This is a genomic window from Cellulosilyticum sp. ST5 (assembly GCF_046529625.1).
GTDB classification, from domain to species: Bacteria; Bacillota; Clostridia; order Lachnospirales; family Cellulosilyticaceae; genus Cellulosilyticum; species Cellulosilyticum lentocellum.
This window is the reverse complement of sequence record NZ_CP132338.1, coordinates 3,107,413-3,120,619: the sequence shown is the minus strand read 5'-3', so window position 1 is coordinate 3,120,619 and position 13,207 is coordinate 3,107,413. Positions and strand designations below refer to the sequence as shown.

The following is a 13,207-nucleotide window of genomic DNA, read 5'->3' as shown; positions in this document are numbered from 1 at the left end:
ATTAACTAAGAATGAAGTGCTTTACAAGCAGCACGATACTCTTTGGGAGTCGCATGATATTTAGCTTTAAATAATTTATTAAAATAAGAAATATTATCGAAACCTACCTCTAAGGCTATGTCCATAATAGGTAGGTTTTTTGTACGTAAATAATCAGCAGCTAGCTCTAAACGTTGGATATTGATATATTGTACACAGGTCATACCGGTATATTTTTTAAAGAAATTCATAAAGTAATAGTCACTAAACTGGCAAATGTTAGCCAGTTCTTTAATAGACAGGGGTTTATTTAAATTTTGGCTAATGTAATCTAAAACTAATTTAAGCTTTTCCGAGTGAGAGCTATTCAAGGTAACATTATAATTTTTTTGTGCTAGTCCATGGGAAAAAAGCACAGCAAAAAATTCAAATAAAGTAGCCTTAATACCTAATTCAAAGCCTTCTTTTTGCTTTGTATAGAAAGAATTAAGCTGATGAAACAAAGCCAGAAGTCTAGGATAGCTAGGGTTTTCTGGATGAATAATGTAGGGAAAGGTATATTGTTCCTCAAATATAGGAGACAGATATTTAATAGAACAAGCGTCTGGTGTTTTCAGATTAAGCATGCTGAGATTAAAAACAAAGGTATCTGAAGTCATAGAAGAAGTCGTTTGCTGATGAATGTCATGTAAAATAAAAGGAGTAATAATAATGAGGTCTCCGGCTTTAACTTCATAGGATTCTAAATTAATGTGATAAAGAGCAGTTCCTTCTTGTATGAGTGTAAATTCCATTTCTTCATGCCAATGGAGAGGGAGTAAAGCAAAATGTTCAGGAACAATGCAGTGATATTTCATAATAGGAAGTAAAAAATCACCATGGATATTATTTTCTTTTAAACTTAAATCTTTTTTAACAATCATTTTGGTACCTCCATAGCAGAATAGTGTTAGTTTTAATGGATATTTTGCAAGAAATCCCTAATTTTTTATATTATAATAACATATATGAAATAGTTGGTAAACAAGGGGGAACTAATGATGATTAAACGTTATATATATGGTAAGCCTATAGAAACAGAGGCAGTTGTAAAAACATTAGCACCTACAGAAGGAACAGTTCCTTATTTAGCAGCAACTGAAACAGAAGAGGCTTATGTTTTTGAATACGATATGAATGCATACGACCGTTTATATGGGCTTGGTGAGAATATAAGGGGTATCAACAAAAGAGGCCATATCTATGAAAGCAACTGCAGTGATGATCCTATGCACGATGAAGGGAAAAGCTCTTTATATGGGGCCCATAATTTTCTTATTATCAAAGGCGAAAAGACTTTTGGATTATTCATTGATATGCCTAGTAAGGTGATTTTTGACTGTGGCTATAGTCATAAAGATCAATTAAAGATAACAGTTACAAGTAAAGATTTTGATTTATATATTATAGAAGAAAAAAGTTTCACCGCTATTATCAAAGCCTTCAGAGAACTTATTGGGCCAAGCTACATAGCACCTAAATGGGCTTTTGGTTATCAGCAAAGCCGTTGGGGCTATAAAAACGAAGAAGATCTAAAAAAGGTGGTAGCAGGCTACAGAGAAAATCATATTCCATTAGATGCCATTTATATGGACATTGACTTTATGGATAATTTTAAAGACTTTACCATTGACCCTAACGGTTTTTCAGACTTTAAAGCAACTGTTGCCGAATTAAAGGAGCAAGGTATACGGTTGGTACCTATTGTAGATGCAGGGGTAAAAATAGAAAAAGGCTATGATGTTTATGAAGAAGGTGTAGAAAAAGGTTATTTTTGTACCAATGAAAAAGGAGAAGACTTCGTAGCTGCTGTTTGGCCAGGTCTTGTTCATTTCCCAGATTTTTTAAATAAGGATACAAGAAAATGGTTTGGAGAAAAATATAAGATATTATTAGATGAAGGCATAGAGGGCTTTTGGAATGATATGAATGAGCCTGCTATTTTCTACACACCAGAAGGTTTACAAGAAGCTTTTGAAAAGGTAGATGAAATAAGACAAAAAGATAATATTGGTATTTATGAATATTTTGACCTTAAAGATTCCGTATCCCACACAGGGAATAATCCAAAGGACTATCAGCGCTTTTATCATCAAGTAGGAGACCAGCGTATTCGTCATGACAAGGTGCATAATTTATATGGCTATAATATGACAAGAGCAGCAGGTGAAGCTTTTGAAACTTTAGAACCTGATAAGAGAATTCTTTTATTCTCTAGAGCTTCTTATATTGGTATGCACCGTTATGGTGGTATTTGGACAGGTGATAATATATCATGGTGGAGCCATTTACTTTTAAATATTAAAATGATGCCATCTCTTAATATGTGCGGCATACTATATACTGGTGCAGACCTCGGTGGTTTTGGTGGGAATACGACAGAAGATTTATTATTAAGGTGGCTACAATTTGGTTGCTTTACCCCTCTTATGAGAAATCACTCAGCACTTGGAACGAGAGAGCAAGAAGCTTATCAATTTACAGATTTAGAAAGCTTTAAAAATATTATAGGTATTCGCTATGGTTTAGTACCTTATTTATATAGCGAGTATATGAAGGCAGCACTTCGTAATGAACTTTATTTTAGAACCCTCATGATGGATTATCCAGAAGATAGCTTTGCCGAGAATGTAGAAGATCAATTAATGGTAGGAGAAAGCTTAATGGTTGCTCCGGTTTATGAACAAAATGCAAGAGGACGTTATGTTTATCTGCCAGAAGAAATGCTTATGATAAAATTCAAAAGCCTCACAGATAGATCTTATAAAATCATGGAAAAGGGACATCATTATATACAAGTAGAACTTGAAGAAATGGTATGCTTTATTAAGCCAAATCATTTCATACCACTCTGTAGTGGAGGAGAATATATAGAAGCATTAGATGAAAATCATCTAGAACTATGTGGTTTTATAAAGGATGAAGCCTCTTATGAGTTCTATCAAGATGATGGTTTTAGTAAGGATTATCATAATCCAGCTCACTTTACTCATATCAAGGTGAGTAAAGAAAATAAAGCGTTACAAGTGACTTGTAATAAATCAGAACTTAGCTTTACTCTCAATTTACACTAATAAATTAAAAGATAGAACTTATTAGCATTTTTAGCGAATAAGTTCTATCTTTTTGTTTAGTAAGTAGCTTAATAAATTAACAGCCTTCTTGAAGCTGCTGATACATATATTTACCTAAAAGTGCATTAACCCTAGCCGAGTAATGCCATTCATCCCAAAAGTAATATTTCTCTGAATTGGTATGCGGTGCTCCTATTTCAGGAAAGTCATTTGATAAGGGATATAAAGCTCATCTATGCCATAAGTTTTGCTTTGGACATAATCAAGAGATTAAATTTAGCTAAGTCAAAAATTTGCAAAGAAGCATACCTGGCAGGTGGTAGCTGATTCAGTGACATAGCCAGCTTACTATTAAAATAGGAGGTAAATAATTGAGCAGACTCGATACGTTGCGTTATGATTTCGTAAGGATTAAGTGATAGATCAGCACTGCCAATAATAAAGAAATGTCTTGCACCTAGGTCAGATAAAGTTTGGATTGCAGTCACTATATTGGATATAGACCAGTCGGCTACTTGTCTTATGGTTCCAGGTTGATTATAGTCCATATAATAATAGAAATCATTTGCTGAAATAAATATAAAGTAAAGTGCATTAGAATCGACGAGCTTTCTCTTTAAATCTGTTTTAAACGTCTCAACTTGTCCTAAAAGCCCTGTAGGTCCTAATGTATCTAACCAAGATGAATAGTTAAACTTACCGGAAGTAGCGCCCCAATAGAATAGTTAACTAAAGGAATCTTCAATTGTTCCCCTAATATTTCTACGGCTACTTTACCATTAGAATATCTACCATTCCAATAAAACTTATCTGAAGGCTTAATATAAGCGCCCTCAGGAGGATGCGGTAAATGGGTAATTTGAGAGGTAAGGATCTTAGTGTTTCCAGTATCTGAATAGCTATCCCAAAATACAATGACCTGTGAGAAAGGCTTGTTTTTGCATAAGATTGTACTAGAATTTGCTGTAATTAGAATAAAACCAATCCAAATAGCGATAATAAAAATACTTTTTTCAATGTTCTCCCCTCATTTAGAAATATAAATAAGTGTGATACGGTAGTTATAGCACTTTATTAATATTGCGTTAATATAAATCAAGATCGAAAAATATATGATAGAAAGATTAAACAGAGAAAATATTAAATTTTAAATATTTGTTAATTATAATAAAAATATAGTTATCAAAATGATTAAAAGTATGCAAAATAGCAAGGGTCATTATAGTAAAGAAAAAAAATACAACCTAATTTGAATGAATTATCTCATAATTGTTATAAAAATATATTTATTTTTTTGAATACTACAAATTAATATAAAAAACGACACATAGTATCAATTTGACAAATATAATTGAGTTGATTATAATTTCACCTGTAATAAAATTTATGTATGATTTATAAAGGGGAGAAATAGTAATGAAACAATTAAAGAAGTTCATGGCAATTTTTGTAGTGGTTACTACAGCATTTTGTGCAGGATGTAATGATAGTACAGGAGGAAGTAATGATAGTAATGCAACCTCAGCAGAATCTAAGAAGGGAGTAGAAGCGGGAGAAACCTTTGAAGGTGATAGTTTTAGCTTTGTAGCACCAAAAGATTGGAAAAAAGTAGATGTTCAAGTTATGGAGGGTGCTATTAGTATTGCGAATGGTAATAATAAATCGATGAACGTAATTGCGATGGAAGCACCGGCAGAAATAGCAAGCTTATCAGCTGATGAGTATAAAGAAGCGATTGCAACCAATCTTGAGGCACAAAAGGCAATGGGCATTACTGCAAATAAATTAGAGGTTCAAACAAAACCTTATGGGGACATTGTGTATGCAGAAGTGAGTACAAAAATGACAGAAGAACTCATTGACATGAGCATCGAATCGGGATTACTTACTCAAGAAGCAGTTGATGCAATTGGCGGAGCAGAAGCATATATGAAAAATATGAATCTTGAGCAAGTATGTGCTTACCTCATTAAGGATGGTAAGTTACTTATGATTACTGCACAAATAACAGGTGGTAGCAGTATAGATGATATTAAAGACGAAGCAAATTTTGTTATTGATAATGTAACTTTAAAATAATGCACACATAAGAATACATTGAAAAGAAGCTGGAGAGTAAAGATACTTTCCAGCTTCTTTATTGTGACGTTAATTTGAAAAATCACCAGTGTTGCTGGATAGAATATATGTTTACGGTGAAACACCTTTGGCATTAAAATGATAAAAGGTTATTCTGTTCTAGATATGAAAGAATAAATTGAAAAGTAAAAGTAATTTTTATATATTATAATTAATAATAAAATTTTGTTAAATAAGTGGAAAATAGAGGCCGATGTAAAGCATTTATAGGAAACTATGGAGAAGAATAGATTGAAAAAGAAAAAGAAAAAGAGAAGAGGGGAGAAAGATGAAGATAAAACAGAGGTATTTCATTTTAGGCGTAGGCATTTTATGTGTATTAATGATTGCAATAGTCATCGGAAGTGACATTAATAAAAAAAGTACAGATGTGCTCGTCTCAGAAAAGGAAACAATTACAGAGAGAGATACAATAGATAAACAAGGCGAGAGCAAAGAAGAGGTGGGTAAAGCAAATCAATATCGTTCTCAAACGGGTAACTACAATTATGGAGAAGCTTTACAAAAAGCCATTTTATTCTATGAGCTACAACGTTCAGGAGATTTACCAGAGCAAATAAGATGTAATTGGAGAGGTGATTCTGGTTTAAGTGATGGTAAGGATGTGGGTCTAGATTTAACTGGTGGCTGGTATGATGCAGGTGATCATGTTAAGTTTAATTTACCTATGGCTTATACCTCCACAATGCTAGCTTGGTCTGTTATTGAAGATGAGGAGGTCTATAAGGAAACAAACCAGTATGACTACATACTATCAGAACTACGTTGGGTAAATGATTACCTGATAAAATGTCACCCCAAAGAGGAGATGTATTATTTTCAAGTAGGGGATGGAGGCGCTGATCATGCTTTTTGGGGAGCTGCTGAAATCCTGCAAATGGAAAGACCAAGCTACAAGGTTGATATCAATAATCCAGGTTCTGCTGTTTGTGGGGAAGGGGCAGCAGCTTTAGCTGCATCGAGTATGGTATTTAAAAAAGTGGACTCAGATTATGCTAGTACGTGCTTAAAGACTGCAAAATCTTTATATGCTTTAGCAGAGGAAATGAAAGGTGATAGTGGCTATGATGCAGTGGCCGGTGCTTACTACAAATCATGGAGTGGCTACTATGATGAATTAGCTTTTGCAGGAGCATGGCTATATTTAGCTACAGGTGAAGAGGTATATCTAGAGAAAGCCAAAACCTATGCTGACCTTTATGCAGGTGGGGATATAAATACAGCTAACTATACCTGGGCACATTCATGGGATGACGTACATTATGGAGCCGCCTTATTATTAGCTCGTATTACTGGGGAGGAGCTTTATAAAAAAGCCATCGAGAATAATCTAGACTATTGGACTGTGGGAGTAGAGGGGAAGAAAATACAATATACGCCTAAAGGCTTAGCTTGGTTAGATACATGGGGATCTTTGCGTTATGCAACAACCACAGCATTTTTAGCCAGTATTTATTCAGAGTGGGAAGGATGTAGTAAAGAAAAGCAACAGATTTATCAGGCGTTTGCTCTTAGCCAAGCAGAATATGCCCTTGGTAGTTCAGGGAGAAGCTTCATGATTGGCTATGGAGAGAATTATCCTAAAAATCCACATCATCGAACAGCTCATGGTGGATGGGAGAATAATGTTTCAGGTGAACCTAGTCAAAATAGGCATATTTTAGTTGGAGCTTTAGTAGGTGGGCCAAATGTAAATGATGAATACAAGGATGAAAGAAGTGACTATACAGCCAATGAAGTAGCTTGTGATTATAATGCAGGTTTCACAGGTTTACTAGCTAAGATGTATAAAAAATATGGTGGCGCACCAATAGAAAATTTGACTGCTATTGAAGAAGTAGGAGAAGAACTTTATATAGAAGCCGGCATTAATGCAGAGGATTCACAAAATGAAAAACAATATATAGAGGTAAAAGCTCTAGTATATAACCATACAGCTTGGCCTGCTAGAGTAACAGATAACCTTTCTTTTAAATACTTTTTAGATTTAACTGACTATATAAAAGCAGGAGGAGTACCTAGTGATTTAATAACTAGCTACAATAATAGTAGTGGCAAGGTAATGATTTCTAAAGTATTACCTTGGAATGAATCTAAACATTTATATTATGTTGAAGTTGATTTAATTGGTCATACACTCTATCCCGGAGGACAAAGTGAGCAAAGATTAGAAGTACAGTTTAGAATAACCGGTAATAGGAAGTGGGATTATACACAGGATTACTCATATATAGACTTAAAAGGTACTAGTAGTAATCAATTAACTCAGGCACAACACTTTGCCCTTTATGATAGAGGCATACTTGTTTTTGGAAGTGAGCCGGGACAAGGAACTCCTTTAGTTAATAAACCACAGACGACAGAAAAAACAAATAGCAATCCAGCTAAAGAAAATGTAAATTCTTCAAATAATAGAGAGGAAAAATTACAAACAGACGGAGGTGAAGTGGAACTGAAACAAACGAATGCTAGTAATAGCAAAAGTAACACGATTAACTTAAATCTTGAAATAAAAGGAAAGAAAGAGAGTCAATTTGATTTAAAAGACCTAAGTATACACTACTATTACACGTCTGACACTCAAGATAAACAGCAATTCAGGTGCGACAATGCACAAATAGATATGAATAAAGAGCCATGGTATATTAATTTGAATAGCAATATATCAGGAAAGATAACGGGTATGGATCAAGTAAAGGATGGTGCTGACCATTACTTAGAAATCCATTTTAATAATAAGGATATTAATCTAGCAGGAGAGGGTAAGATAACACTTGGTATTCGCATTACTAATGATCAATGGAAAGAATACGATCAAAGCAATGATTATTCCTATAAAAATAGTGACCACATTGTTATTTACTATAAAGGTGAAGTAATTAGCGGCAAAGAACCAAAGTAAATGTATAGAAATGTGACTTCTTCACAAAATAAAAGGGAATGATAGAAGAAAGTGGAGTAGAAGAATGAAAAAAAAGCAGACGGTTAGAATCATTCTCTTTATTACGGGGTTAGTCACCCTAGGCCTCGGTGCAAGGATATTATTATTATCAGATTTAGGAACGGGCGGAATTGATGCTTTGGCAATAGGTCTTGCAAGAATTTTAGGGTTTAGTTTTGGAATGGTCATTAACTTAATAGGTATCACACTTATTATAATTGGTGCTATTTTAAAAAAGAGAAGTTTAGAGGGGAAGCCAATTGTAACCTCTATTCTCTATGGTATCATTTTTGATTTATGGGGCTGGATACTTTTTAATCGATTCACTAGCCCAAAACTACCTTCTCATAAAGGCGTTATGTTTTTAATAGGTTTACTTATTGCAGCCCTAGGTGGCGCATTATATATTTTAATGGAGATATCTACTAGCTCTGTAGATTATATCATGCTAGCTATAAAAGAAAGATTTCATCTTTCTATTCAAAATAGCAGAATCCTATTAGAGATACTTTTTGTGCTAGGTGCATGGTTAGTGCAAGGGCCTATTGGTGTGGGGACAATTTGTATTATGTTATTGTTTGGGCCTATTTTACAAGCTTGTATGAAGCTATTAAATCCAGTATTAATTAAACTAGGTGTTTTAAGTAAGGAATCTAGACCAATAGGTATAAAGGTTCGGAAAATTATATTGAAAAACAAATAGGTAAGGAATAAAATGGTAGTAACGTAAAAGCTAAAGAAAGAGGAAGGAAAAATGAATTTATTTCAAAGAAGATATTTAAAAAATGTAATTGGACTTATATTTTTAATGACAGCGCTTATAGTTGGTGCAGGATGCAATCAAGTAGATAATAATAAAGATCAAGCCAATAATAGTAGTGAGTCTACCGAAAAAGTCCAAGTTGAGGCAATACAAACAACTCCAATTGTTACAATGATAGTAAAAGATTATGGAACAGTTACTTTAGAACTCTATCCAGATATGGCACCTAATACGGTTAACAACTTTATAACATTAGCCAATGATGGTTTTTATGATGGACTTACTTTCCATCGTATTATTAAAGATTTTATGATTCAAGGTGGCGATCCGGATGGTATAGGTACTGGTGGTCCAGGGTATAGTATTGCTGGAGAATTCTCTAATAATGGGTATACAGCAAATACTCTATTACACACCAAAGGGGTCATCTCTATGGCAAGATCCATGGCACCTGATTCAGCAGGAAGTCAGTTCTTTATTATGACAGCAGATACACCAAGTTTAGATGGCAACTATGCTGCCTTTGGTAAGGTAACTTCTGGTTTAGATATAATAGAGGAAATTGGAAATGTAGAAACGGACTCAAGTGATAAACCTATAGAGGATGTAGTTATAGAGAGTATTCGAGTAGAAACAAATGGTATAGATGTGCCTCCAGTTATTAAAATAGAAGAGTAAAGAAATTGGATATAAAAGAATTGATGTTTAACTAGATATTAAAAATAAGAGGAAGACTAGTTCAAGAGGTACTTGAGAATAGTTTTTTCCTCTTATTTTTGCGTTATATTGATAGTTTGTTATTTTTATTTAAATTTACTATTGACATATGTAAGGAAGTGGTGTAGACTAATACAAGTCAGCAAGAACAAGTGCTGATGACAAATGAACTTTGAAAACAAAATAGTAACTATAAACCAGTCGATTCATTACGTCTCTAATAAGAGATGAGAATCAGTACAACTTGTACTAAGTAAAATAGTCAGTAGTAGAAATACTACACGGACAAACTTTTTTATGAGAGTTTGATCCTGGCTCAGGATGAACGCTGGCGGCGTGCTTAACACATGCAAGTCGAACGAAGTGATAGGAGCTTGCTCCTAGAACTTAGTGGCGGACGGGTGAGTAACGCGTGGGTAACCTGCCCTATGCAGGGGGATAACGTTTGGAAACGAACGCTAATACCGCATAAACTATGGACAATCGCATGATTGTTATAGTAAAGATTTTATCGGCATAGGATGGACCCGCGTTGGATTAGCTAGTTGGTGAGATAACAGCCCACCAAGGCGACGATCCATAGCCGGCCTGAGAGGGTGAACGGCCACATTGGGACTGAGACACGGCCCAAACTCCTACGGGAGGCAGCAGTGGGGAATATTGCACAATGGGCGCAAGCCTGATGCAGCGACGCCGCGTGAAGGAAGAAGGTCTTCGGATTGTAAACTTCTATCAGCAGGGAAGAAAAAATGACGGTACCTGACTAAGAAGCTCCGGCTAACTACGTGCCAGCAGCCGCGGTAATACGTAGGGAGCGAGCGTTATCCGGATTTACTGGGTGTAAAGGGTGCGTAGGCGGTTTGTTAAGTCAGAAGTGAAATTTAGGGGCTCAACCTCTAAGCTGCTTCTGAAACTGATGAACTAGAGTGTGGGAGAGGAAAGTGGAATTCCGAGTGTAGCGGTGAAATGCGTAGAGATTCGGAGGAACACCAGTAGCGAAGGCGGCTTTCTGGACCATAACTGACGCTGAGGCACGAAAGCGTGGGGAGCAAACAGGATTAGATACCCTGGTAGTCCACGCTGTAAACGATGAATGCTAGGTGTCGGGGCTTACGGGTCTCGGTGCCGAAGTTAACACATTAAGCATTCCACCTGGGAAGTACGATCGCAAGATTGAAACTCAAAGGAATTGACGGGGACCCGCACAAGCGGTGGAGCATGTGGTTTAATTCGAAGCAACGCGAAGAACCTTACCTAAACTTGACATCCCGATGACCGAAGGGTAATGCCTTCTTTCCTAGCTTGCTAGGACATTGGTGACAGGTGGTGCATGGTTGTCGTCAGCTCGTGTCGTGAGATGTTGGGTTAAGTCCCGCAACGAGCGCAACCCCTATCTTTAGTAGCCAGCATTAAGTTGGGCACTCTAGAGAGACTGCCAGGGATAACTTGGAGGAAGGTGGGGATGACGTCAAATCATCATGCCCCTTATGTTTAGGGCTACACACGTGCTACAATGGCTGCTACAAAGGGAAGCGATCTCGCGAGAGTCAGCAAACCTCAAAAAAGCAGTCCCAGTTCGGATTGTAGTCTGCAACTCGACTACATGAAGTTGGAATCGCTAGTAATCGCGAATCAGAATGTCGCGGTGAATACGTTCCCGGGTCTTGTACACACCGCCCGTCACACCATGGGAGTTGGGGGGGCCCAACGCCGGTGACCCAACCCTTCGGGGAGGGAGCCGTCTAAGGCAAAACCAATAACTGGGGTGAAGTCGTAACAAGGTAGCCGTATCGGAAGGTGCGGCTGGATCACCTCCTTTCTAAGGATAGAAATCGAAGGTTTAATAGTTACTGTTTTGTTTTGAGAGTTCATCGCTAGATGTAACTATCAAAGCACCGAACCGAAGTGAAACGGCGGTGAGGTGTTGCTTAAGATCTAGTGTAAAATTGAATTCTAATAAATTTCTGGTGATGATGCGCTTAGGGGAAACACCCGTTTCCATTCCGAACACGTAGGTTAAGACCTAAGCGGCCGATGGTACTTGTTGGGAGACTGACTGGGAGAGTAGGTGATTGCCAGATTTTTTATTTGTCAAAAAGTCTTTGAAAATAAGGAGCTATGATATAGCTAGTATTTTCAAAGACTTTTTTTGATTCTATATTAATAGTTAAGGTATGCTAAGTATGGTGAACTATAAGTAGTTAAGAGGATTTTTTAAATATATCTTAGCTACTTTTTTATTGTATGTGTGTAGTATTCTACATCTAAATTTTTGAATTTATAATAGCCATATGCATTACAATTCAAGTCGACACCTTAAGAAGTATTTTTTAAATGCAATATATATTTGATATTTTGTAATAAATATATTATAGTTGCGTTAGATATATTTGTCATAGAGTATCATTCATTTATAAAGGGGAAGATGTAATGAAAAAGTTAAAAGATGAAAGAATTATAAATCAAACCAACAAAATATTAAGTCCCATGTATTTTTTGACATTAGTATTACTTATCTTAGGGATATGCATTAAATGGCAGTTTACAAAGGAAATAACAATGTATATTATAGAGATACTTGTTATTCCAATAACTCTAGGATATATGTTAATTAGTCTTGGTGTTAGAGGCTTATTATTCCAAAAAGCAAGAGATGAGCAGACTTTACGAATGAAACAAAGTGTCATATCGAAATGTTATGGGATAAGTTTTTTTATTTTGATAATAGGAGAATTTATACTAATGCTCATTTTTCCTAAAAATATAGATATATTATCTATTTACATGGGTGTATGGTTTATACCTGCTATGATTATAACTGTTTATGTTATTAAAAAGGGATTACTAATTTGGGGCGGAAAAGAGAGAGCAAAGACTGGAATAAAAGAATTCAAAAAGAGAACCTGTATAGGAGCCTTATTCTTTGGAATTATAATGGGGGGACCTCATATGATTAAAGATAATATGTTTAATCCTTGGGGATTTTTATGGATAGTAGGAATGGCAGTAAGTTGGGGAGTTCTTTTTTATTTCATGATGAAATTAATGATTTCTATAAGCGAAAAGAAAGCAGACCAAGAAGTAAGAAAAGCTGAATGTTTAGATGGAGAAGAATATGAAGAATATAAAGATGAAAATAGCTAGGATAGAATGTGCCCTATCTCAGGAGCAATTGGCAGAAGCCGTAGGTGTTACAAGGCAAACCATAGGACTCATAGAAGCAGGAAAATATAATCCGTCGTTAAACCTGTGTATTGCAATTTGTAAAGAGCTTCATAAGACTTTAGATGAGTTATTTTGGATGTAAAAAGCTCATATAGGAGAGGTTCATATAGATATTTCGAAGAAGAGTATATAAAGATATACTAAAGGAAGCAGGCTTGACCTTATTCAAACATTATACAATTAAATAAATGATAGAGAACCAACAATAGCTTTGATATGTGATCAAATGCTATATTGAGCGTGTTTAGTAATTCTAGCAATTGGAAACTAAACACGCTCTTTTTCGTATAAAAGATTAAAAAATGATGATAAAGAGTTTTACAACGTTAA

Annotated in this window: 8 protein-coding genes, 2 rRNA genes and 1 pseudogene; 9 read left to right on the top strand and 2 right to left on the bottom strand. The window is 35.5% G+C overall.

Going from position 1 to position 13,207, the window contains the following annotated elements; genetic code table 11:
• Positions 1 to 5: 5 nt before the first annotated feature.
• Entirely contained in the window at positions 6 to 902 is an 897-nt protein-coding gene (locus tag QTL86_RS15240) for an AraC family transcriptional regulator (protein WP_410495317.1), read from the bottom strand.
• 117 nt (positions 903 to 1,019) lie between these two features.
• Here QTL86_RS15240 and QTL86_RS15235 point away from each other — a divergent pair, with 117 nt between their 5' ends.
• Positions 1,020 to 3,092: a TIM-barrel domain-containing protein gene (locus QTL86_RS15235; RefSeq protein WP_410495316.1), complete on the top strand. Its 2,073-nt coding sequence runs from the start codon at positions 1,020 to 1,022 to the stop codon at positions 3,090 to 3,092.
• 233 nt (positions 3,093 to 3,325) lie between these two features.
• Here the strand turns inward: QTL86_RS15235 and QTL86_RS15230 are convergent.
• A pseudogene (locus QTL86_RS15230) lies at positions 3,326 to 3,742 on the bottom strand (SGNH/GDSL hydrolase family protein); the annotation flags it as partial.
• Between the two features lie 766 nt (positions 3,743 to 4,508).
• Here QTL86_RS15230 and QTL86_RS15225 point away from each other — a divergent pair.
• The 8 genes from QTL86_RS15225 (at position 4,509) to QTL86_RS15190 (ending at position 12,959) form a co-directional block, all read left to right on the top strand.
• Positions 4,509 to 5,171: a hypothetical protein gene (locus QTL86_RS15225; RefSeq protein ID WP_410495315.1), complete on the top strand. Its 663-nt coding sequence runs from the start codon at positions 4,509 to 4,511 to the stop codon at positions 5,169 to 5,171.
• 328 nt (positions 5,172 to 5,499) lie between these two features.
• Entirely contained in the window at positions 5,500 to 8,133 is a 2,634-nt protein-coding gene (locus tag QTL86_RS15220) for a glycoside hydrolase family 9 protein (protein WP_410495314.1), read from the top strand.
• 64 nt (positions 8,134 to 8,197) lie between these two features.
• Positions 8,198 to 8,875, top strand: coding sequence for a YczE/YyaS/YitT family protein (locus tag QTL86_RS15215; protein ID WP_410495313.1), 678 nt, complete (start codon positions 8,198 to 8,200; stop codon positions 8,873 to 8,875).
• Between the two features lie 51 nt (positions 8,876 to 8,926).
• Positions 8,927 to 9,613, top strand: a complete 687-nt coding sequence (locus tag QTL86_RS15210) for a peptidylprolyl isomerase (RefSeq protein ID WP_127065531.1) — start codon at positions 8,927 to 8,929, stop codon at positions 9,611 to 9,613.
• Positions 9,614 to 9,945: 332 nt separating this feature from the next.
• A 16S ribosomal RNA gene (locus QTL86_RS15205) occupies positions 9,946 to 11,471 on the top strand.
• 144 nt (positions 11,472 to 11,615) lie between these two features.
• Positions 11,616 to 11,733 (top strand): 5S ribosomal RNA (gene rrf / locus QTL86_RS15200).
• A 349-nt stretch (positions 11,734 to 12,082) separates the two neighbouring features.
• Positions 12,083 to 12,796, top strand: a complete 714-nt coding sequence (locus QTL86_RS15195) for a DUF6773 family protein (RefSeq protein WP_127065532.1) — start codon at positions 12,083 to 12,085, stop codon at positions 12,794 to 12,796.
• The gene (locus QTL86_RS15190) at positions 12,768 to 12,959 is read left to right on the top strand and encodes a helix-turn-helix transcriptional regulator (RefSeq protein WP_410495312.1); all 192 of its coding nucleotides are present in this window, start codon (positions 12,768 to 12,770) and stop codon (positions 12,957 to 12,959) included. Before QTL86_RS15195 ends, QTL86_RS15190 begins: the two co-directional genes overlap by 29 nt.
• Positions 12,960 to 13,207: the final 248 nt, after the last annotated feature.

What these genes read in the sequence shown, in the direction of transcription:
- QTL86_RS15240 (WP_410495317.1), bottom strand. Translation starts at nt 902, where the DNA reads ATGATTGTTAAAAAAGATTTAAGTTTAAAAGAAAATAATATCCATGGT.
- QTL86_RS15235 (WP_410495316.1), top strand. Translation starts at nt 1,020, where the DNA reads ATGATTAAACGTTATATATATGGTAAGCCTATAGAAACAGAGGCAGTT.
- QTL86_RS15225 (WP_410495315.1), top strand. Translation starts at nt 4,509, where the DNA reads ATGAAACAATTAAAGAAGTTCATGGCAATTTTTGTAGTGGTTACTACA.
- QTL86_RS15220 (WP_410495314.1), top strand. Translation starts at nt 5,500, where the DNA reads ATGAAGATAAAACAGAGGTATTTCATTTTAGGCGTAGGCATTTTATGT.
- QTL86_RS15215 (WP_410495313.1), top strand. Translation starts at nt 8,198, where the DNA reads ATGAAAAAAAAGCAGACGGTTAGAATCATTCTCTTTATTACGGGGTTA.
- QTL86_RS15210 (WP_127065531.1), top strand. Translation starts at nt 8,927, where the DNA reads ATGAATTTATTTCAAAGAAGATATTTAAAAAATGTAATTGGACTTATA.
- QTL86_RS15195 (WP_127065532.1), top strand. Translation starts at nt 12,083, where the DNA reads ATGAAAAAGTTAAAAGATGAAAGAATTATAAATCAAACCAACAAAATA.
- QTL86_RS15190 (WP_410495312.1), top strand. Translation starts at nt 12,768, where the DNA reads ATGAAGAATATAAAGATGAAAATAGCTAGGATAGAATGTGCCCTATCT.